Annotated in this window: 17 protein-coding genes, 1 tRNA gene and 1 pseudogene; 4 read left to right on the top strand and 15 right to left on the bottom strand. The window is 61.1% G+C overall.

Annotated elements, in window-relative coordinates; all coding sequences use genetic code 11:
• Positions 1–21: 21 nt before the first annotated feature.
• Together ACYVRU_RS10015 and ACYVRU_RS10020 are read left to right on the top strand one after the other, a co-directional pair.
• Positions 22–660 carry an ATP-binding protein gene (locus ACYVRU_RS10015; protein WP_461186092.1) on the top strand — a complete coding sequence of 213 codons (639 nt, stop codon included), beginning with the start codon at positions 22–24 and terminating at the stop codon, positions 658–660.
• Between the two features lie 6 nt (positions 661–666).
• Positions 667–1,119, top strand: a complete 453-nt coding sequence (locus ACYVRU_RS10020; protein WP_461186093.1) for a hypothetical protein — start codon at positions 667–669, stop codon at positions 1,117–1,119.
• 43 nt (positions 1,120–1,162) lie between these two features.
• Here the strand turns inward: ACYVRU_RS10020 and ACYVRU_RS10025 are convergent, their stop codons facing one another.
• From ACYVRU_RS10025 to ACYVRU_RS10040, 4 genes and pseudogenes are all read right to left on the bottom strand, one after another.
• Positions 1,163–1,864 (bottom strand): prepilin peptidase, encoded by a 702-nt coding sequence (locus ACYVRU_RS10025; RefSeq protein ID WP_173111270.1) that lies wholly within the window; start codon positions 1,862–1,864, stop codon positions 1,163–1,165.
• A 9-nt stretch (positions 1,865–1,873) separates the two neighbouring features.
• Positions 1,874–3,322 (bottom strand): annotated as a pseudogene (locus tag ACYVRU_RS10030) (coproporphyrinogen III oxidase family protein); the annotation flags it as partial.
• Positions 3,323–3,423: 101 nt separating this feature from the next.
• Positions 3,424–4,716 carry a phosphoribosylamine--glycine ligase gene (gene purD, locus ACYVRU_RS10035; protein ID WP_461186094.1) on the bottom strand — a complete coding sequence of 431 codons (1,293 nt, stop codon included), beginning with the start codon at positions 4,714–4,716 and terminating at the stop codon, positions 3,424–3,426.
• A gap of 190 nt (positions 4,717–4,906) precedes the next feature.
• Complete coding sequence (locus ACYVRU_RS10040; protein WP_173111261.1) at positions 4,907–6,232, bottom strand: adenylosuccinate synthase; 1,326 nt, start codon at positions 6,230–6,232, stop codon at positions 4,907–4,909.
• Positions 6,233–6,385: 153 nt separating this feature from the next.
• On the opposite strand from ACYVRU_RS10040, the gene ACYVRU_RS10045 reads away from it, so the two are divergent.
• Positions 6,386–6,601, top strand: a complete 216-nt coding sequence (locus tag ACYVRU_RS10045; protein WP_461186095.1) for a hypothetical protein — start codon at positions 6,386–6,388, stop codon at positions 6,599–6,601.
• Here ACYVRU_RS10045 and ACYVRU_RS10050 read toward each other — a convergent pair.
• The 11 genes from ACYVRU_RS10050 to ACYVRU_RS10100 form a co-directional block, all read right to left on the bottom strand.
• Positions 6,596–8,821: an ATP-binding protein gene (locus ACYVRU_RS10050; protein WP_461186096.1), complete on the bottom strand. Its 2,226-nt coding sequence runs from the start codon at positions 8,819–8,821 to the stop codon at positions 6,596–6,598. The two genes, ACYVRU_RS10045 and ACYVRU_RS10050, sit on opposite strands and share 6 nt — an antisense overlap.
• Positions 8,818–10,098, bottom strand: coding sequence for a metallophosphoesterase family protein (locus tag ACYVRU_RS10055; protein ID WP_237973994.1), 1,281 nt, complete (start codon positions 10,096–10,098; stop codon positions 8,818–8,820). The genes ACYVRU_RS10050 and ACYVRU_RS10055 overlap by 4 nt, the downstream gene beginning before the upstream one ends.
• Before the next feature lie 9 nt (positions 10,099–10,107).
• Complete coding sequence (dnaB, locus tag ACYVRU_RS10060) at positions 10,108–11,499, bottom strand: replicative DNA helicase (RefSeq protein ID WP_041714730.1); 1,392 nt, start codon at positions 11,497–11,499, stop codon at positions 10,108–10,110.
• A 180-nt stretch (positions 11,500–11,679) separates the two neighbouring features.
• On the bottom strand, positions 11,680–12,264 hold the full coding sequence (rplI, locus tag ACYVRU_RS10065; protein WP_237973995.1) for a 50S ribosomal protein L9: 585 nt from the start codon (positions 12,262–12,264) through the stop codon (positions 11,680–11,682).
• A 17-nt stretch (positions 12,265–12,281) separates the two neighbouring features.
• Positions 12,282–12,542 (bottom strand): 30S ribosomal protein S18, encoded by a 261-nt coding sequence (rpsR, locus tag ACYVRU_RS10070; RefSeq protein WP_022738039.1) that lies wholly within the window; start codon positions 12,540–12,542, stop codon positions 12,282–12,284.
• Positions 12,543–12,562: 20 nt separating this feature from the next.
• The gene (locus ACYVRU_RS10075; RefSeq protein WP_114540538.1) at positions 12,563–13,072 is read right to left on the bottom strand and encodes a single-stranded DNA-binding protein; all 510 of its coding nucleotides are present in this window, start codon (positions 13,070–13,072) and stop codon (positions 12,563–12,565) included.
• Between the two features lie 54 nt (positions 13,073–13,126).
• Positions 13,127–13,420 carry a 30S ribosomal protein S6 gene (gene rpsF, locus ACYVRU_RS10080; protein ID WP_022738031.1) on the bottom strand — a complete coding sequence of 98 codons (294 nt, stop codon included), beginning with the start codon at positions 13,418–13,420 and terminating at the stop codon, positions 13,127–13,129.
• A gap of 325 nt (positions 13,421–13,745) precedes the next feature.
• Positions 13,746–13,821 (bottom strand) — tRNA-Arg (locus ACYVRU_RS10085).
• A 19-nt stretch (positions 13,822–13,840) separates the two neighbouring features.
• Positions 13,841–16,969 (bottom strand): aminopeptidase, encoded by a 3,129-nt coding sequence (locus ACYVRU_RS10090; protein ID WP_461186097.1) that lies wholly within the window; start codon positions 16,967–16,969, stop codon positions 13,841–13,843.
• A 61-nt stretch (positions 16,970–17,030) separates the two neighbouring features.
• On the bottom strand, positions 17,031–18,266 hold the full coding sequence (locus ACYVRU_RS10095) for a hypothetical protein (RefSeq protein WP_461186098.1): 1,236 nt from the start codon (positions 18,264–18,266) through the stop codon (positions 17,031–17,033).
• Positions 18,267–18,281: 15 nt separating this feature from the next.
• Complete coding sequence (locus ACYVRU_RS10100) at positions 18,282–21,251, bottom strand: helicase C-terminal domain-containing protein (RefSeq protein WP_461186099.1); 2,970 nt, start codon at positions 21,249–21,251, stop codon at positions 18,282–18,284.
• Positions 21,252–21,392: 141 nt separating this feature from the next.
• On the opposite strand from ACYVRU_RS10100, the gene ACYVRU_RS10105 reads away from it, so the two are divergent.
• Positions 21,393–22,031 (top strand): hypothetical protein, encoded by a 639-nt coding sequence (locus tag ACYVRU_RS10105; RefSeq protein ID WP_147270681.1) that lies wholly within the window; start codon positions 21,393–21,395, stop codon positions 22,029–22,031.
• Positions 22,032–22,040 lie beyond the last annotated feature (9 nt).

A 22,040-nucleotide genomic window follows, 5' to 3' on the forward strand; every position in this document is an offset into this window, starting at 1 on the left:
CAAAGGAAAGAAAGGAAAACTATGTATGACGAGGTGTTCTCCCCCTCCTTCGGCAACCGCCCTTCTTTCCTGGTGGGCCGTGAACAGCTACTCGACCAGTTGGAGCAGGGCCTTCAATCGCGGCCGGGCAGCCGCGAGCGAGCTGTTGTGATACTGGGCCAGCGAGGAAGCGGGAAGACGGTGCTTCTTTGGGAGCTGGCTGACCGCATGCGAAAGCAGGGGTTCGCCGTGGCCAACCCCACCATTGTCTCAGATGGCATGCTTGAGCGCATTCTCGAAAAGCTCGAGGACGACTGTCAGCTATCTGCAGACGGAAAGCTGCATCTCACCGGCGGCAGCGTAGGAGCGCTCGGTTTCTCAGCGGGCATCCAACTAGAGAGGGACGCGGCAACAACCAAAAGCCCCCAACAGCGACTCGTGCAACTGTGCCGCCAACTCACTGCAAAAGATCGGGGGGCGCTTATCCTGATAGATGAACTGCAGGCCTCGTCGCCGGAGGTTCGTCACCTCATCGGCACCTACCAGGAAATGGTGGGCGAGAGGCTGAATGTGTCCCTTGTTATGGCCGGTCTGCCGGGAGCTGTTTCCACAACGCTCAACGACAGAGTGCTCACGTTCCTCAACCGAGCGCGGAAGATTACTCTTCCTCCGCTGGAGTAGGGGGAAGTGGATGCCTCCTTCAAGCGATCGTTCGACTCTCTTGGCATCGCTATAGCAAGCGATCTGCGCCGTGACGCGGCGGCGTACACCGCTGGCAGTCCCTATCTTCTTCAGCTTGTGGGGCATTACACCTGTCTCTATGCTGAAAACGGCAAGGTGTCTGAAGAAAGCCTCGCCGAAGCGCTCCGAACCTCGGGCGATGATTTCCAAAGTGACGTCTGCGCCACCACGCTCGCCGCTCTTTCTGAACGCGACGTAAACTTTCTTGAAGCTATGGCCGTACTGGGAGATCCTGCGCCTATAGCCGCCATCGCTGAGGCCATGGGTGCAACGGTCGACTATGCGCAGAAATACCGTCGACGGCTCATTGAGGGCGGCGTCATCAAAAGCGCCGGCCGGGGAAAGGTCGCTTTCGACGTCCCCTTCCTCGCCGAGCACCTTCGCAAACGGAATGAGTGATGAGTCGGGGGGAATGCCCCTCGACTCATGTTTGGTGCTCAGTTTACGCCACGAAGGCGACGAGGGTGCCGAGGGCGATGAAAGGGGCAAAGGGCATCGTGCCGGCGAGGAGGGAATCGCGATCCTGCTCGGTGGTAACTTCCCGAATGGCGCCGCTCAAGAAGGGCTCACTAACAGAAGCCGGATCGGAAGATCCGCGGCCTCGGCCAAGCAACGCGTCGGACGCTCCCGCGCCTTTCCGACAGCTGCGCCGCCCTCGTCCCATCACTCGGCGGCCAATCTCGCGGCCAAACACATAGGCGACACTGAGCACGCACGCCGTCAGCAGGCAAACAACCCCGCGCTCTAACCCGAGAAACAACCCAAGCACGGCCATGAGTTTGATATCACCGCCGCCGAAAGCCTCCTTGCGCCGAACAAGCTCGTAAACCGTCGTCAGCACGAGCAAGCCTCCGCCGAGCACCACAGCGCCTAAGATGCCGCTCGCAAAGGAGATGCCGCCGATTTCCAACCCGGGAGGCACCAGCACATCAGGCGCGGGCCCGAGGAACTCAGCTCGGAAACCCAAGCCCATGTGCGCTCCCGCGAACCCGAGCACCACACGCCAAGCCACCCACAGAAGACCCAGTGCGCCGGCCAGCACATTGGGCACGCGCCGCGACCGCACATCGATAACGGATACGACGGCTAGCAACCCCAGCACGAGGGCGTACGTGACCAGCGTTATGATGGAAACATAAGTCATCGGCGCCGTTTATTCCCCCGAAGCCACGGCTTGAGTGCCATCAAGAATCGCCGAGGCCTCCTCTTCCCGAGCAATTTCCGCCGCGACAGCGTCGGCCGATGCCGGCTTGGCCACCACGGTCCCGCAATCTTTCCCGTCGCCGAAGATAAGCTCGCGCTCCTCTCCCGTGAGCGCCGCGCGAGCCTGGTCGCGCAGGTTGTTCACACCGATGAAGAACTGGCGCATCATGACCACCACCAGATAGCGGCCCTTGGGGGTCAGCGTCAGCTCCTCGGCGTTGTCGGTGGCAAAAGCCCCGCACGCGCGCATGAAGCCCATCTCCACGGGCAGACCGCGCTCGACGGACATGCCGAAATCGCGTTCGAACTGCCGCTTGTCAAGGCGAAGCCCGAACAACTGCATCATGAAGCGGTAGCGCATGCGGTCGCGCAGCGAGAACGTGGTCTTGCCCATCATGGACATGTGCCCCGCTTCGATGGCCTCGTTGTACTCGCGCACCGAGAACGTGTTCACGTACAAATTCTCGCCCAGATAGGTGATGCCGCCGGATCCGATGGCCGGGTACTCCTCGTAATCGACCACGTACTCGTCAATCATGGTGTCCTCGCCGGCAGCACCGGTGCCGCGACGGTTGAACGTCCAGGCGCTTCCCAGCTCGAACAAGCCCGGCTGCCCGCCAGGCAAATCCCCCAGCAGCAAATCGCAGATGATCTCGTAGAAGCGGCGCTCGCGGTTGTAGTCCACCTTGCCCACCGTGGCGGCCAGTGACCGCTGCACCGACGGCGAGGCCATCAGCGGGTAGAACGTCGTCTGGCTTGCGCCGGAGGCCACCACCATCTCAATGTCGCGGATGAGCGTGTCCTCGTTCTGCGCGGGAAAATTAAAGATCATGTCGGCATTCATGGAAACGAAGTGCGGCGACGCCTCCTGAATGCGCTCGAGAATCTCCTGGCCGCTGCCGTACTTCTCGTAGCGATCCATCTGGCGCAGCAAGTCGTCGTCGAAGGACTGCACACCCACGGACAGGCGCTGCACACGGCCCTTCAACTTTTCCAAGTACTCATGGGTGAGATGGTTCGGATTCGTCTCGCTGGAGACCTCTTTGACAGAGAACAGATCGCGGGCCATATCGATAGTCTCACACAGCTCGTCGATCATAATGGTGGGCGTGCCGCCGCCGATGTACACGGAATCGAAGTCGTAGCCAAGATCCTTCAGCATGCGCATCTCGCGGCGCATGTTCTGGAAATAGGGCTTCGCGCGATCCTCGCGGAAGGGGAAGCGGTTGAAGGAGCAGTAGGGGCACAAACGCTCGCAGAACGGCACATGCATGTACAGCATATAAGGCTGCCCCGGGTTGGGCGAGGGCATGAACGCCTCGTCGCAGGGCTTAAGCTGCAGGTAGTTGGCCGTGCACGCCTCCACTACCTTGGAAAGCATTCGTTCTGAAAGCATATCGCGCGTTCCTTCTTTCTTGACTGGTTGCCTTGGTTGAGAAGGGCGGACCTTTGGTCCGCCCCTACGGAATCCATCCCAAGCGCTGAACCTCTAGGCAGCGGCTACTGATCCCAGGCGCTGCGGCCCTGCAAAGCTTTCTTGCCGATGTCGTGGCGGTACATCTTGCCTTCGAAGTTGATGAGGTTGCAGGCCTCGTAGGCGCGCTCGCGAGCCTCTTCGAAGCTGTCGCCTTTGGCCACCACGTTCAGGACGCGACCGCCGTTGGTGAGCAGCTCGCCATCGTAGTTGCGGCGAGTACCCGCATGGAAAACCGTCACGCCGGGCAGCTCCTCGGCCTCTTCAATGCCCAAGATGACCTTGCCCTTTTCGTAAGCGCCCGGGTAGCCCTCGCTGGCGAGCACCACGGAAACGGCCCAATCGTCGGACCATTCCAGCTGCACGTCCTCGGGACGACCCTCGGCCACCGCGAGCATGACCTCCACCAGATCGCTTTCCAAGCGGGGCAGCACGACCTGCGTCTCAGGGTCGCCGAAGCGCACGTTGAACTCCACGATCTTCGGGCCTTCGGGGGTCAGCATGAAGCCGCCATACAGGGTGCCGCGATAGTCGCTGGCGAAGGGCTCGCGCGCCGTAGCGGCGGCCGCCTTCTCCATGATAGCCACCATGGCGGCCATCTCCTCGTCGGTGACGATGGGCACCGGCGAGTACACGCCCATGCCGCCGGTGTTGGGGCCCAAATCGCCATCATAGGCGCGCTTGTGATCCTGGGCCGGAGCCATGGGGAACGACTGCCCGGCGGTGACGAAGCACAGAAGCGAGCATTCGGGGCCCGTCATGCACTCCTCGATGACCACGGTGGAGCCGGCATCGCCGAAGGCACCGTCGAAGCAGGCGCGCACGGCAGCCTCGGCATCTTCCACGGTTTCGGCCACCACAACGCCCTTGCCCGCCGCCAGGCCGTCAGCCTTGATGACAATGGGCGCGCCCTGCTCGCGCACGTAGGCAAGCGCAGCGGCCTCGTCGTCGAAGCGCCCGTAAGCGGCCGTGGGAATATCGTTGGCTTCCATGAATGCCTTGGAATAGGCCTTGGAGCCTTCCAGCTGAGCGCCGTCGGCGTTGGGCCCGAATACCGGGACGCCGTCGGCGCGCAGCAGATCGGCCACGCCATCGACCAGCGGTGCCTCAGGGCCGATGACCACCAGCCCGATGTTGCGCTCGTGCACGAAACTCAGCAGCGCCTCGCCGTCGGCGATATCCAGATCGACGTTCTCGGCGATTTCCGCCGTGCCGCCGTTGCCCGGCGCCACGTACAGCACGTCGGTGTTCGGAGACTTCTGCAGCGCCCACGCGATGGCATGTTCGCGCCCACCCGAACCGATCAGCAGAATGTTCACGTTCGTTCCTTTCCTCGCTTTGCAGCAAGTTGTTTCTTAGCGTAGGGCGCGTCCCCCCGGGAGGGGTGCCGCGCGCAGTTATGCGAAGTGCGCCCCACGATTCCGCGAGCCGGAATCGGATGAGCGCATTTCGCATCTGTCTGAGCACGGCACCCCTCTCGGGGGGACGCGCCCGGACAGCAGGTAAAAGCTACTCGTCCCTCAACCAGGACATGCGGATAATCGTCTGGTCGCGATCGGGGCCAACCGAGATGATGCTCATGGGCACACCGCACACCTCTTCCAAATACTCGATGTACTTGCGCGTGTTCTCCGGCAGCTCCTCGTAGGTGCGGCAACCGGTGATGTCCTCGTCTTTCCAGCCGGGCAGCTCCACGTAAATGGGCTTCGCGTGGTGCAGCACCGATTGCTGCATGGGGAAGTAGTCGTAGCGCACGCCGTCGCATTCGTAGGCCACGCACACCTTGATGGTGTCGAAGGCCGAAAGCACGTCCAGCTTCGTGAGGGCCACGTCCGTAAGCCCGTTCACCTCGGCGGCGTAGCGCCCGATGACGGCATCGAACCAGCCGCAGCGGCGCTTGCGACCCGTGGTGACGCCGAACTCATGACCGGCGGCGCACAGAAGCTCGCCGTCCTCCGCATCCTGACCGGTGCCGCCGTTCTCGGGGAACTTCAGCTCCGTGGGGAAGGGGCCCTCCCCCACGCGGGTGATGTAGGCCTTCTGAATGCCCAGCACGCGGTCGATGGCCTTGGGGCCGACGCCCGTGCCCGTGGAGGCGCCGCCGGCGCAGCAGCTGGACGAGGTCACGAACGGGTAGGTGCCATGGTCGATGTCGAGCAGCGTGCCCTGGGCGCCTTCGAAGAGGATGGACTTCCCATCGCCCAGCGCCTCGTTCAGCATATGGGCCGACTCGCACACATAGGGAGCCAGAATGCGCGCGTAAGGCAGGTACTCGTCGCAGATCTCCTCCACCGTGTAGGTGTGCAGACCGTAAATCTTCTCCAAGATGGGGTTCTTCTGGGCCAGCACCGCCTCAAGCTTCAGGCGGAAGATCTTCTCGTCCAGCAAGTCCTGCATGCGGATGCCCTTGCGACCCATCTTGTCCTGGTAGCAGGGGCCGATGCCGCGTTTGGTGGTGCCGATCTTCTTGTCGCCGAGGCTCTTCTCGTCGGCGCCATCGAGATCCTTGTGGTACGGCATGATAAGGTGCGCGTCGTTGGAAATCTTCAGGTTCTTGCAGGAGATGCCCTCGGCCTCAAGCATGGCCATTTCCTTCACGAGCACGCCCGGGTCTACCACGACGCCGTTGCCGATGACCGGCACGGCGTTCTCGTACATGACCCCGGAGGGCATCAGGTGCAGCGCCAGCTTCTTGTCGCCGTGAATGACGGTGTGGCCGGCGTTATTGCCTCCCTGGAAGCGCACCACGTAATCGTAGTCGCTGGCGATGAGGTCGGTGATCTTACCCTTGCCTTCGTCGCCCCACTGGGCGCCGACGAGCACTGTGCTGGGCATCTTCAAGTCCTTTCGACGTTGGGCGGGGAATGCCCTGAAAACGACATTCCGCAAGGGCTCAGTATACCAGCCGCACAGGCTAATGCTTCGGAATGGAGGGCTTCGTGCTAAGATTTACGGAGTTAAGACGCTTCCGCTTGCGAAGGACCCTCCATGACCGACAACCAGCCACCGCGCCGCACGCCCGCTGCGGCAGATCCTCCCCTGGGCACACCCGAGGGCGATCGGGCCTTCGTAAGGCGCACGGCGCTGCGACGCCTGCAGCGCAACCGGCGTATCTTCAGCATAGTGGTGGGAATTCTGCTCGTGCTGTCCTTCGTCGTCTTTCTGGTGACCGAGTTCTTGCAGCCACACCCGTTTAACCTATAAGTTGATCACCGTCGCCGGGCGTCCTGACTGCTTTGCAGCCTTCTTCAAGGCTCGGGCCACGCCTTCGTGGCAGGTGAAGAGAATGACCTGGCGCTGCTCCGATAGTTCCACCAAAGCGCGGGCGGCGCCCAGCCGGCGCTGTTCGTCGAAGTTCACGAGAATGTCGTCGGCGAGAATGGGAATGGCCCGCCCCACGTTGTCGGCGCAGGTAAGAAGCGCAATGCGCAGGGCCAGATACAGCTGCTGGCACGTGCCGAGGGACAAGTGCACCGGCTGGCGCGTGCGCCCGAGGGCGTCAGCTACCTCCAGAGTGCCCTCGCGCGTAAGGCTCACGCGAGTCCAACGCCCTTCGGTCATGAGGGACAGCAACCGGCTCGCCCGCAGATACACCTCCGGCTGGCGCTTCGATTCCCAGGTGGCAATGGCCGCCTCCAGCATGTGCTTGGCCAGAAGCAATCGCGCGAAATCGGTGCGCGCCTCTTCCAGACGCGTGGTCACTTCCTGCACCTCAATCTTGACGCGATCGAAGTCGCGCTCCGTTTCGGCTTGGGCGAGGACGGCGGCCAATTCCCCTGCTCGCTGGTTCATGGACTCCAACGCCTCAATGAGCCCCGTGCGCTGGCGAACGCGCCGCTCGAGCTCCTCCTCGACATCGCCTACCCCGCTTTCAGGCGACAATCCGGCGCGCTGAAGCGCCGCCGCTCGTTCAGAGGCGATTTCCTGAAGGCGATGCTCGGCATCCGCTCGCCGAGCCGCTGCCGCTTGCTGGCGCTGGCGACACAGCGCCATGGCCTGTCGCGCCTCGCGGGCCTCGTCAAGAAGTGCCCGGGCCTGGCGCATCGACCCTTGGGCCTCGCCCAGCCCTTCCTCATCCAGCGCCTCGCGTACCTGCGCAGACACCGATTCCTCCTCAGCCTGGCACGCTTCAAGTTTCTTCTTATCCTGGATCATCACCCAATGGGCGTCGTCGAAACGGGCCTTGCGGGCGCCTTCCTCCTTGTTAGGCCGGAACAACAGGGCGAAGCCGCCGGTGGCCATAAGCGCCGCGAAGACGGAGAGGAGAAACCCGATAGCCATATAGCTGAGGGCACCGCGGGCGCGGCCCTCGATGAAAAGAGGGACGCCCAGAAGAAACAGCACCGCGGGAATGACCACGCAGAATGCCACCTGAATGCGCCTCTTCGATCGCTCGCTGCGGCGATCGGCCTCATCGTCGGCCGTTTCCTGCAGCGCCTCGTACACCGCCACGGAAGACGTGTAGTTCGCGCGAGCCACCTCCACGGCATGGGCCTGCCGCGATTGGCGGGTCGCGAGGTTTTCCAGACGGTCGCGCAAGGCCCGCTCGTCGGAGGCCGTCAGACGGGCGAGGCGGCGCCCGCAGGAGCGCTCGTGAAGTTCGTAGTTGTTGGCTGCCTCTTCCTCGCTCTTGGCCAGCCGGGCGATATCCCCCTTAAGCTTGTCGCGTTCGGCATCCAGAGCCGCCAGAGAACTTTTGGCCATGGTGAGCGCCTCAATCATGCGGTTGGCCTCTTCCACCCGCTCTCCCATGGCGGCGCGCTCGGGCTCCAGCTCGTGCAGCTCGCGATCTTGGGCGCGATAGGCATCGGCGACATCAGCCGCGCTTTGCTGCTCGGCGCGCAGGGCGTTGCGCCGGGCCAGAAGCTGGGGGATCGACTGCTCGGCCGAGGCGGCGCGGGAGGTGAATGCCGCCAAGCGCTCGTTCACATGAGCGAGGGCGTGGGCCGGCGACGAGCCTGTGCCCGAACCAGCCGTCAGCAACTTCGCCGTCGTGTCCGTCGTGTTGCGCAGCGAGCGCAATTCATCGCTGTTCAGGGAAAACATCGTACGATAGGTGTCCTTGTCGATGTCTTCCACCAGGAAGGTGTCTCCCTGCAGGCCGTCGGCGTTGCGGGCGCGGGAAAGCACGAATGTCTCCTCGTCTTCCCTCGCGCTCGCGCTCGCGTCCGCCCCCGCCGACCGCGCGAAAAGCAGCGAGCCCGCTCGCTCGGCCCCCTCGGGCTTGTAGGTGTTCCGGTTTCCTCGAGCCTCTTCCCAACCGAACAGCACGCCGCCCACAAAGGAGGCCACCGTCGTCTTGCCCGCCTCGTTGGCGCCCAGGACAATGTTCATACGATCGCCGAAGGGCCCGACCACGGTATCGTGAAAGCGGCCGAAGCGCTCCAAGTGAATAGAGCGAAGGTAGATGCGCGGCTCGGTCATCGGTCGTCGCCCCCCTGCAGCAGCAAGTCGAGCACAAGCCGGGCAGCCTCGTCCGTGAGCTGACGCGCCTTCTTCTCGGAAAGCGCCGCCGTAAGGGGAACGTTGCGCGCGAGGTATTCTTCCTGTAAATAGTCGATCTGCCCTTCGACATCCTCGGAGAGCCGATCAACGGTGCGAAGAAACACCGCTGGGAACAGCCCCTCGGCGCGCAACGCCTCTTCATCGATGGGAGCCGTTGTCTCGTCGATGAGACTATCGCAGTAGAATTCCGAGTACGCATCGTTCAAAGAGGCGCGCACCTCTTCCAGCACCCCGGGGCGGCCGAGCACCTCGTGAAGGGAGGTCGCTCCGGTGAGAATGATGCGCGACACCATCATCTCGCAGGAGGCGTCGCCGTTGACCGCGAACAGCTCCCGCATGGTTTTGGACACCAGAGCCGGAATGTTCGTGCAATCGGAGACGTCGATGCGAACCTTTTCCCACACCACCGAGGCCGTGGGAATGAAGCTCACCTTCGGCGGCGCGTCAACCGCCAGCGTGACGAGGTTAACACCGCGCGGACCCGTTTCGCGCACATCGCGCCCTTGAATGCAGCCGGAAAACGCAATGCGCGGCGCGCGCTCGTCGTTGACCCACCGCTTGTGAATATGCCCGAGTGCCCAGTAGTCGAACCCGGCGCGCAGCAATGCCACGGGGTCGGTGGGAGCCTTCACAGGATCGAACGTAAGCCCGGTGTGCAGCACGCCCACCGCAAAAGACGCCTCGGCGGTGCGCGGGCCCAGCGCCCGAATGGCGGCGGCGCGGGTGATACCCTCGGCGATGTTCTCGTTGGGCGACCACACCTTGTTCGGGTAGCCGCGGCCTCCGATGACCGCAAGGGGACGCCCGTCGCGCTCGTACAGGGCGAAATCGGGACGATCGGCGGCGAGCATCGTGGCGGACGGGGGCAAGGCGAAGAAATCCTGCTGCCAAAGACTCAGCGGGTCGTGGTTGCCAGTGCACAAATACGAGGGAATGCCCTCCGCGTCCAGGCGGTTCAATCCGTCGAAGAAACGCAGGTAGTCACGATAGGAAGCGCGAACTGAATCGAAGATGTCGCCGGAGACGACCACGAAATCAACCTTGCGCGACACAGCTGCTTCCACCACGCGATCCCAAGCGCCGGGGATGGCGTCAACCAAACGGCGCGCCCATTCGTCGGACAGCGCCCGCAAACCGCGAAACGGCGCACCGATGTGCAGGTCGGCAGCGTGGATGAATGTCAGCGTTTCCGGCACGAACAGACCCTAGAAGCTGCCCACACGGGAGTCGTCGATGAAGTCCATAAACTTCGTGAACTCAGGGTTGAAGGCCAAGTCGATGTCGCGGGTGGCACCGTTGCGGTGCTTCGCGACGATGAGCTTGGCCATGCCCAAATCGGGGCGCGATTCGCTTTCCGCCTCGATTTCGTTCATAGAGCGGTCGATAAACATGACGATATCGGCGTCCTGCTCGATGGCGCCGGAGTCGCGCAGGTCGGAAAGCATGGGGCGCTTGTCCTTGCCGCGTTGTTCGATGGCGCGGGACAGCTGCGACAGAGCGAGCACCGGCATGTTCATTTCCTTGGCGAGGATCTTGAGTCCGCGGGAAATTTCGCTCACCTGGTCGTTGGTGGATTTGTTGGCCGTCATGGGGCCCGGCTGCATGAGCTGCAGGTAGTCCACGATGATAAGGCCTTTTTGGCCCTCTTTCAGGCCATGCAGCTCGCGGCGCCCCTTGGCGCGGGCCTCCAGCACCGAAAGGCCCGGGGTGTCGTCGATGAACATGTCCAGCTGGGAGAGCTTGCCCGAGGCTTCGGCCAAAGCGCCCCAGTCGCCCTCGGCAATAAATCCGCTGCGTAGCTTCGAGAGATTCACGCGGGCCTCGGAGCACAGGATACGCTGAACCAGCTGCTCGGCGCCCATCTCCAAGGAGAAGAACGCCACAGCGGCGCCGGCTTTCGCCGCATTGGTGGCCAGGTTCAAAGCGAAGGAGGTTTTGCCAACACCGGGACGCGCCGCCAGAATAACCAGGTCACCGCCGCGAAATCCATGAAACAGCTCATCGACGTCCTTGAAGCCCGTGGGAACGCCGGCCATCTTGTCCTTCTGATTGGCGAGACGGGAAATCTCCTCGTAGGCGTCGCTTACCAACTCATCCATCTTGCGGAACGACGAGCTGACGCGTTTCTCGGTTACGTTGAAGAGCGTCTTCTCCGCCTCTTCCACCACCTGATCCAAATCATCGGGCGCGTCATAGGCCAGAGCATTAATCTGCGTGGCGGCGAACACGAGCTCACGCAAAATGGACTGCCGTTTGACGATATCGACATGGCGCTCCCAGCTGGTGAGCGAGAAGGTGTTGTCGGCCAGCTCGGCCAGATAGGCGCGGCCGCCCACAGCCTCCAGCTGCCCCGTGGACTTCAAGGTGTCGGCGAGAGCGATGGGATCAACGGGAATGTGGCGGTTCGTGAGGCTGATGATAGCCTCGAAGATGATGCGATGGGCCGGACGGAAGAAGTTTTCCGGACGCAGCCGCATGACCGCCTCTTCGGTCACCTCCCCGTTGAGCAGGCAGGCGGCGAGCACCGATTGCTCGGCCTCGATGTTCTGAGGCAACTGCGCGCGGGGCGCAAGTCCGGGCGTATTGTTGGCATCCATGGGAGGCTGAGGCTGGTAGGGCATGAAACATCCTTCGCGTCGTCGGTGCGCCTATTGTATCGCGTTTCTTCCCGCGAACGCCGGAACTCGGCTTACCGCCACTGTTTCACGGGAAACAGGCTCATTATAGAAAATGGCCCCTCCGAAGAGGGGCCATCAAAGGGTCTCGCAAGACGAGGACTACTCCTCGGTCTCGGTCACCTCAACCTCGACGGTGCCGTCGGCGGCAACTTCGCCGTCAACTTCAACCATCTCGTCGGCCGGAGTCTCGGCGATATCGATAGCCTCTTTGATAGCGTCGATGGCCTCTTCGGCCTCGGACTCGCCAGCAACGATCACGGTCACCGTACCCTTGATGTCGCGGTACAGAGACACGGGCACCTGGTAGGTACCGGTCATCTTGATGGGCTTGCCCAGTTCCACACGACGACGATCGATCTCGATGTCGAGCTGCTCGGCGATGGCGTCGGCCACCAGAGGAGCAGTGACGGAACCGAAGAGCACGCCCTCTTCGCCCACCTGGGCGATAACGCGCACCGTAGCGTCGTTCAGCTTCTCGGCCAGAGCGTTGGCATCGGCAATGCGAGTCTCCTCGCGCTTGGCGATGTTCTTCTTGCGCTCCTCAAGCTGCTTCAGGTTGCCCGGAGTAGCCTTCACGGCATAGCCCTGGGTCAGCAGGAAGTTGTTGGCAAAGCCGCGGTTGACGTCGATGACGTCACCCTCGCCGCCTTTGCCCTGGAGTTCCTTCAGAAGAATAACTTTCATGGTTCTCCTCCCTTCGCCTAGCGGTTGCGGCGATCGCCACGGCCGCTGACAGCGGGAACGGCATAGGGCATGAGAGCCATGACGCGGGCGCGCTTAACAGCTTCCGCGATGTCGCGCTGGTGCTGGGTGCAGGCACCGGTCACGCGACGGGGCTTGATCTTGCCACGATCGGTAACGTACTTGCGCAGCATTTGAGTATCTTTGTAATCGATATACTCCACGTCGTCCTTGCAGAACTGGCAATACTTACGACGAGGCTGCTTAGCGTAATCGGCCATATTAACCTCTTTCGTTTCGCTTAAAACGGAATGTCATCATCGTACACGGAAGAGGAAGCGTCGATAACCGGAGCAGCGGGCATGGGCGCGGGCGTCGGGGCCGGTGCGGGCATGGGAGCCGGAGCACTATAGGCCGGAGTCGCCGGAGCATAGCCCTGGTTGCCGCCGAAATCGCCGCCGTAGGACTGAGCGCCGCCGCCGCTGCGGCTCGACATGAACTCGAGCTCGTCAACGATGACTTCGAGCTTGCTGCGCTTCTGACCATCGCGCTCCCACTGGCTCCAGCGAAGCTTGCCCTCGATGGCCACCTTGGTGCCCTTGGACAAGTACTGGTGCAGGCTGCGAGCCCGGTTGCCGAACATGGTGCAGTCAACGAAGTTCGGATAATCCTCCCATTCGTTGGTCTGAGGATTACGACGACGGTCGTTCACGGCCACGCCGAAGCTCATGACGTCCATGCCGGACTGGGTGCTGCGCAGCTCGGGGTCGCGGGTCAGATTGCCGCTGATGATCACTCGATTAATGCTCATTTCTACCTCTTCTCATGGTGAGCGCTCCCCTTTGCGGGACCGCTCAGTTTCCAACTAGTCGCGATCGGTGCGGGCGACGATCATGTGACGCACAACGGCATCGTTGATGCGCAGCACGCGATCGAGCTCGGCAATGCTCTGCGGGTCAGTATGGAAATCGATGAGAGTGTAGTCGCCATCAGACAGACCGTTGATCTCATAAGCGAGTTTACGCTTGCCCCAATTGTCGACGTTGTCCACCACGCCCTGGGCGTCGGTGATCGTCGTCTCGATGCGCTTCATAACGCCAGCGCGCGTCTCGTCGTCAATCGTCGGAGCAACAATAAACAGCAGTTCATACGCCTTCATCAGCTCACCTCCTTTGGACTTTACGGCTCCGGGCTGGTGAAGGCACACACCGGAGCAGGAATAGCCTTGCTATCTTAGCAGAGCTTTCCCCGCTGCGGTTGAACCTGCGTTTCTCCATCACGGTAAGCACACATTGCCTCGTTCGCTGGGGCCATGGTAAACCAAGCGAACCGTAAAAATGACGCGGGAATGTCCCGTTTCGTTCCTCGCGCCAACCGTATCAGCGTCGTATCTCCGTCCCCCCAGGGCACGACTTTGGTTGCCCCCACGGAACTAATTTCGATAGCAATAAAAAGGCGGAGCCGAAGCTCCGCCGCTCACATCATGGCGCCCCCGAGAGGACTCGAACCTCCGACGCACGGTTTAGGAAACCGACGCTCTATCCGCTGAGCTACGGGGGCGGATATCTGGATTTCGCCGCTAGATATGCTTGAGCACTTCCATGACAAAATCGCTGTTCAAGGCTAACATGTCGTTGTCGATGTTTTCAATGACATCGTCCTCTTCGGCGAAGAATGCCGGTTTTCTGCCATCCATGCCCGCCAAATGCAGGGCCTGCTGGCCGTGCTTCAAGGCGTAGGCCGATGCGCTGTTGCGCCATTCCATCGTAGCCTCGGGCACTTTCAGCCCGGTGGCCTGACCGGCCTTGCGAACCAAGCGCTTCATGCGGCTCGAGGCCTTCTTGGGAACATAGGTGCCCTCTTTGTCAATCAGCGTCAGCTCACCGGCACCCAACGCCTCCAGCTCCACGATAAGCGCGCCCTTGAGCTCGGCCTCATGAGCAGCCATAAACGCTTTCATGCCGCCATTGCCGGCAAGTTCGGAACCGAGCGCCACAAACCACACTTCCATATCGATGCGGTCGCTGTGGAATTGCTCGATCTGCTCGATTTCCGGCGTCGGCTCGAAGACGAAATCGGCGGGCAGTCCTTCACCGAACACACTGGACGGATCGGCGGCACTGGTCTGGTTTTCTTCGCCTTCAGACTCATCGTCAAATTGATCGCGGGAGAACGCCCCACCCTCGAAATGACGGCCGCGACGATGCGAAGAGCGCGGTGCATCAAAGCCGTCCTCGGCAAAATCGTCATCAAACTCGGGAGAAAACGCTGTCGTTGCGTCGGCGTCCAAATACTCCTCGTCGTAAGCCTGGATATCGCCTTCTTCGCGGAAACTCTCCCAACCGCCGCGCGCTGCTCCTACTTCACGGGCATCGAAGCTCTCCTCAACATCGAGCCATTCCTGCGGGCTGGATGCTTCCTCACGCTTCTTGCGGCGGAATTTGCCGAAGATACCGCCGAAACGGCTCTTGGGCATCTCCACATAACCGGGACCAGCCATCGCTCCCGTCTCGGTGATCTGCTCCACATAAGCAGAGTCATCGACGTCTTCGATATATATATCGTTCTCGGAGGCATTCTCCAAAAGCTCATCGCCGATAGGCGCGGCCGCTCCCGTCGCCCCCATAGAAGAAAACGTGCCCGCAAGACTAATGCTGCCGGAAAGCGCTGGATCAGTCGTCGTTGTCGTTCTTCCCAAAGACGGCAGCGCGTCGAGCAGCGCCGCTTCCCGCGTACCTGAAACGGCCGACGGCGGCTCGGGCGTCGTCACCGAGGGGATGACGGCGCTCAAGTCATGCACGCGACCATCATGCTCGGGGCGATCTTCTGAAAGAGGAGCGGCTTGCTGGCAATCATCCATAGAGATGCGCGGGAGCTCTTGGGAGATGCCGATATTGGGCAGCGTAATAGCGCGCCGGCGGCGGGGGGCAGCGGCTGGAGCCGAAGCCGGAGTCTCAGCCACTTCTCCCACCGAGGGCACCACCACGCGCTGCCCGCCCGCAGGCGCAGCAGGAGCATCAGACGTCGAAAGATCAATGGGAGGAACCGCCACGGTGGCGCCCGTCAACGGACGCTGGCCGTCTCGCACCGTCACATCGGGGTCATCCGTCGGCTGGGGCACAACAGGCGCAGCCGGTACAGCAGGCACGACAGGCTTCGAGGCAGGCGTCCCCGTTTCCGAAGAGGCCGGCTCGGATGCGATGGCGGGAATGTCGGCCAGCATCGCGGAGACCGTGTTGTTAGAAGAAGACGGCAATTGATCGGCCTCAACCGCCGGCACTTCAATGGCTGGCAATACGGGGGCCAACGAGGGCGATGCCTCTTCATTAACGGCCGATGCGGAAGGCGGAGCAGAAATTTCCTCGGAGCTCTCGTCCGCAACCACGCTGCCCATAATCTCGGTGGGTGTTGCGCCAGCTGCTGCCGAAGCTGCCTGCACCGAAGCGCGCATAACACGCATACGCTCGGAAAGCTCGTCGAGGTTGCGGCGCTCATGCTCCTCGCGCGCGTTAATTTCTTCCTCGGCCCGTTCCAAAGCCGTGGCGTACCGCGACCGCTGCACGGGCTTTTCCTTAGCAGGCTTCTTGGCTTGCTCCTGGCCCTTTTTGAACCATTCAGGTACTTGATGCTCAACAGGCGCCGCGTAGGCGGGAGCAGCAACAGGGACGACGACCGCGGCAGAGGATGGAGTTAGGCTCTCTTCCGGAGAAACCTCCACGGCGCCGTTTTCCTCTCCCTTCGCCGGAGATTCATCCTCTGTTGCCACCTCAGCAGGCGTTGCAGACACCGGTTTCCCTGACAACGCCGCTACGGCAGCTTTGGCGGCCGCCAGGCGCTCGGCAGCTGACTCCATGGAGGCTCCCAAATCCTCGGAAGTGTTTCCCGTATGGTAGACAATCTCCGCCCCCTCGGGAACAAGTCCCGCCGACACGGCGGCCGCCTCGCCATGAACCGTTGGCTCGGGGGCATCGGGGAGATCCCGAGCGGCGGCCACGCGAGAGGCGACTTCCAAAAGCACCGCCACTCCTGCAGCGTTGCAGTTTGCGCCCTCGTTGTAGTTCGCGAACTTCTCAAGCAGAAACGACGCAACCGGCAAAACCGCTACCACCATGGCAACAGCCAGAAGGGCGTTGAACACCACGAGCACGCTACCGTCGGGTGCGAGCACCATGCGAATCGCCAAAAGCAGCGGCATGACCACCAGCATCGCCAGCTCAACCCAATAAAGGATGGGGAGCACCGCCGGCATCGCACCGTTCAAATCGCGTCGCACCTTACCGCTGTCGTAGTTCGCCACCACGATCACCTTGCGTCTCCGGCTCGCTCGCGTCGGCGATTTCGCAGGCAGGTAGCGCGCGACGACGTTCTGGCTCACCCCGCGGTTCAAAAGCCGCGAAAGCGCCGGCTTATCGAACACCTCGGCGGCTGCCAACGCAGCGCAGATGAGGGACACCACGATGGCAGGAACAGCCAGCGCCCCCACAATCGTCGCCACCAGCGTCACCAACACAGCTACACCACTGCACAGCGTTCGAGGAAGCGAGCTGTCGGGATTGCACTGGAAATCTTCCATAGCAGTCGTCAGACCGGCCTCGGCGGAAAACTGCTCGCTTATGTAAAGAGCCGCACGCTGTTCTTCCTCAGTACCCGCCGGCCGGGGGCCGATCTCCTGAGACAGATATGCGACATGTTCGTTCAATTCGGCCATGTACGTTGCCTTTCCTCGGTGAAGAGGGTTCTATGGACATAATTATTGTAAGTATACGCCATTACGAGGCCGTTCCGAGATATTCACGAAGAAAGGCATCAGCATTTCCTGCTTTTAGGCGCTCGGCCTCATAGGCGCCTTGGTCGGCCTCAATCTCTTTGTAGAATCGAAGAGCAACGATTTGCTCCGGGTCATCTTCCCCGAGTTCTTGGGCCAAGGCGGCCGATTCCTCCTCCAATGCGTTATAGCGGCTGTTCTGAGCCTCGAGCTCTTCCTTGTTGCGGGAAAGATAGGCATCGTCGGCAGCAAGGGCTGCCTGCTGCGATTCCATTCTTTTAACCACGTAGGCTTCGAAGGCCGCCAAATCGAGACCGGGATAGGCCGCTTCGGCTTGGGAGAAATCCTGCTGAGCCTCTTCCAAAAACGCCAAGGCCTCGTTGCCCTTAGCCTGCGAGGCAAGAATGTTTTCCTTGCTCATTTCTTCAGCCAGCGCCGTGGCCTCACGAATAGCCGCATCGGCGTTTATCACGGCATTCCACCCCGAGCGGGCTTTAAGGAACGCCTCCGTCGCCATCAACGACTCCTCGATGATATTGACCCCCGCATCCAGCATATTAAGGCGCGAGCGAGCGGCCGTCACCACCTGAGAGGCCGCTTCCTTATCGTCATTGTCGCTCAGTGACGACTGCAGCGTTTCCATGGATGCGATAGAGTCCTCTAACTGGGCTCTCATCGGGGCAATCTCCGCGACAACGGCACGATACCCCTCGTTCAGCGTTTCCGCGGAAGGCGCGGCGTCTCCCGTCGCCGAGGGGGAAAGGCGCTTGGCATCGCACTGTTCAATAACCAGTTCGTCGAAGGGGAGAAGGGATTCGTCGCAGCTCTTGATGATGTCGACCTGATCATTCAGGGTATCAAGCAGGGACTTCTGCTGCTCCCTCATCGACATAAGAGCTTGACCGCCCACCAGCGTGATGACCAAAAGGGCGCACACCACCACGAACACGGGCACGATGCCCCTCATTTTTCGATCAACAGCGGAAGAAGAGGCTGACGGGGATGCGGGAGCTTCGCCAGACAAGACGATGGACTGCCCTTTGACCGGTGTTGGCCGAGGCTTCTTCCCTTTTCCCAACGTAAAAAGAGAAGGACCGCTCGAGCCCCCCTCGTGCCGATCGCGCTCCTCGGCATCGCGAGCCTCACGGGCGGCATCGAGCACGCTGAAGGAAATCTCGTTGGAAGATCCCCGCGTGCGCCGCTTTATGTGCATCGGATGATGCGCCCTCTTCGCTGCCATGACCAGAACACTCCCCTAGCGGCGCGCTGCTATCTCGTCGACGATCTGAGCCGCCGATAGGAACCGGATATTCTGACTGGGAAGTGACCTTAGGAACGTCTTGCCATAGCCCTTCGTAATAAGACGCTTGTCCGCAAGGATGAGAATGCCCCGGTCATCAGCTTTGCGAATAAGACGGCCTGCTGCCTGCTTCGTTTCCAATACCGCCGCTGGCAGGACATAGCGCCGCCAGGCGGCATCGTCACGAGCGGCCCGTTCGCAAGAAAGAGGATCAGTTGGCTTCGAGAAGGGCAATTTCGGTATCACGACGCCCTTCAGCGTGGCGCCCGGCGCATCGAATCCTTCCCAGAAGCTCTTCAGAGCGAAGAGAGACAAATGCTCGTCGGCGAGGAAGTCGTCACGCAGCCCCTTCACCGACACGCCCCACTTCTGGCACACGACGCGCAAATCGTCTCCCTTCAGAGCCGGCTGCACCTCTTCGAAGCATTTCTCCATTTCGCGGCGATTCGTGAACAGGGTAAGCATCGACCCGTTCTGGGCACGGTGAGCGTCGATGAGCAGGCGCTGCAGGGCGCCGAGATAACTCGGATCATTGGGTTCGGGCATATCGTTGACGACATAGACAACCATCTGATTGTCGAAGTCGTAGCTTGAGGCAAGCAGCAGCTCGTCGGCAACGGAAAACTCGCTCTCGTTCAGCCCTATGGCCTGGGAGAAGCTGTTGAAGCTGCCATCAACAGTCAGCGTGGCCGACGCATAAACCACCGAATGGGTCCACGCGTACAAGGTCTCGTTCAGCGTCTCCCCCACCGATACGAGCAAGGCCTCCAGCTTGTTCTGCGGACGATCGGTCTTACGACTTAAGCTCGCCGCATACACATAGCGCTCGGGGCATTGCGTGCAGATGACCTCGACGTTCTGAATGATCTTCTTCATCTCCATCGCAATGGAGGCAATTTCGCGCTGAATGACGGCGGCACCTTCGATATCTTCCAAATAACCCACGAGTTCCTGGCAAACCGTCACCATCTTCTCGGCGCGCTCGGCCATGGCGCGGCCAAGACGGGCAATGTTCTGGAAGAGGGAGCCGTGGCGAATCTCGTCATTCAGCCAAAGATCCACCGTCTCGTAGCCCTTCGAGCGCTTATTGGTGTCATAGAAGAACAAGTCGGGCAGTGCCTTGCAGAACGCCTGGGCCGCTTCGCCGAATTCGGCTCCCGCGCGGCGCGCCTTTCCCGTGAGCCCGTAGAACAGCGTCGTCGAGGATTCATTGCCCGGCATGACAACGGTGCGCTCCGCCCGCACGAAGACGTTGCGCCGAGATTCCTCGGAAGCTACGCGGCGCGCGAGGGAGAGAATGTCCTCCTCTGCCAGTTCAAGGGAAAATGCCCGGCGGGCCTCGCTTTCGGCGCTGTGGGCCTCATCCACCACCCAATATCGGATGGGCGGGAGCAAGCCTCCGTCAGCGGCAAGATCGCAGAATAGGAGACTGTGATTGGTAACGACGATATTGGCGGCCTCGGCCTTGCGGCGCGAACCGTGAACGAAGCAGGACGTGCCGAAGAATGGGCATTTACGGCGCAGGCAATCGTGGCTCGTGGTGGTGATCATCCAGCGCGGCAGCGTGCGGTAGTCGATCTTCAGGCCGTCGATGTCGTCGTAAGCCGTCTGCTCAATGAAGGAAAGCAAGGCGGCAAGAGCCGGAGCCTGAGGTTTTTGCTCCTTGCCCACGGTGCGCATACCGGGGCCTTCCACAACGAGGCGCTCCACCTTGTGCAGACAGGGATAATGGGAGAACCCCTTGAGAGCAGCATAGGTGAGGTCGGCACCGAGCTCCTCCGAAAGAGCGGGAAGCTCATGATAGACCAGTTGGTCGAGGAGAGCGTTCGTCTTAGTAGCTACTCCAACATTAATACCGTTATCTCGGGCAATGATGGCCGCCGGCAAAAGATAGGCCATGGATTTACCCACGCCTGTTCCTGCCTCCACCATAAGATTGCGCGATCGGGCAAACGCGTTGCGCACCGCCTCGGCCATAGCAACTTGCTCGCCGCGCTGCTCGTACTCTTCGTACAGGGAGCCTACTACGCCCTCGGCTGTGAACGCTTGGGCCACAGCATCGGCCGTGGGGAGCAAGAAGGATCGCCCTGGATCGGCGGCGATTTCATCGGCATCCACGAGCGGTCTTAGATCGGCTTTCCCTACACGTTCTCGGCGCAGGGTGCGCAGTGAGAACGGAAGCGGTTTCTCCTCGCTCGTCTCACCCGCGCGCTCGGCAAAATATTTGAACACCACAACCGTCGGCCAATCGTTCGGTTCCGCCATAGAGGCGATTTCCCGCAGCAACATAGTCGGCATGGCTTCCACAGCAGCAAGCAGAATACGCAGGAGGGCACAGGTCGCCGCCACATCTTCATCGGCCCGATGCGTTGACCGAGGAGCACCGAAGGCCTTCACGAGATCGATGAGTCGATGGGATTTCATGCGGGGCAGCGCGATGCGGGACAAATCGAGGGAATCGACCCAAGTGTTCTCGAGCAGCGGATAGCCCGTCGGATGCTTCGTCGTGAAATTGCGGTCGAACTCGGCATTATGGGCCACGACGACGGCGTCTCCTACGAAAGCGGCCAGATCGGCTAGAGCTTCGGACGCCGAGGGAGCGTCAGCCACATCCTCATCGTGGATATCGGTGAGATGGGCAACGTCCTCAGGAATGGGCTTTCCCGGGTTCACGAAGGTAACGAACCAGTCGACGATCTCGCCGTTTTCCACCCGCGCCGCTGCAATCTGCGTCAACTCATCATGGGCGAGAGAGAATCCCGTTGTTTCCGTATCCAAAACAACGACATTATTATCGAACCGGCCGAAATCGCTCTTTTGGGCCCGTTCGGGCAGCGACTCGTAGCGCGCGATAATCTCCGGCGGCGTTCCGTCGCTGATAAAGTTCTTCAGCTGTCTTTCGAGGGGGGTGGTGTCACGTGACATAGCGCAGCCTATCTTTCGCGGCGCCCTTGGTGGTGAAAAAAAGGAACCTCGGCCTAGCGAGTGTTCCCTGATTCATCGGGCTCGGTTATGGTGTTCTCGACAACTCACGGTATTGTATCAGCCAGGGCGGAGAGAATATTCATGGAACGGTATTTCGGTACATATCAAACATTTCGAACGGTCTCAAAGAAAGATGCGGCAGTGCTCATGGGTTCCAACACCCTCGTGGGAGACCGATACCGCATCAATCTCACTATGGACGAGGGCGTCCATCGCGCATGGCTTATCAACAAGTTCAACGAAACTATCGGTTACTTCGACGACAGCTTCTCACGCGAACTGAGCCTTTTTGCAGCGGAAGGTCTGGAACTCGTGGGAATTCTCTCCTTTGTCGCCTTCACGGAAACACCTGAGCCAGGTGAATATTGGGGACAGGCCGCAGTTATCGGGTACAGCCCCCATTACTCAGAAGAATTCAACCAGTTCATCGATGGCATCTGCGGGCTTATCGGCAAGGGCATTCGCCCGAAGCTGGCGTTGAAGGGGTCGGCCGTCGACGAGATCATCGACTCGAACGGCACGTGGCTTCCGAGCGAGCGCGAACCTCTCCCCGAGAAACAACGCGGCATGGCGCTACTTAAAACGCGCCGAGGGTTCATCGACGGCCTCGTGGAGGCTGGACGCACGGGCAATAAAGGCTGTTACATTCTCAGCTGGGCCTTTCTTCTTGCCCTCGTTGCCGCCATCATCATCGGCCTGAAGTCTTGCGGAGTGTTCTAAAACGAGAAC

It is taken from the genome of Adlercreutzia sp. CNCM I-6216 (assembly GCF_977113345.1).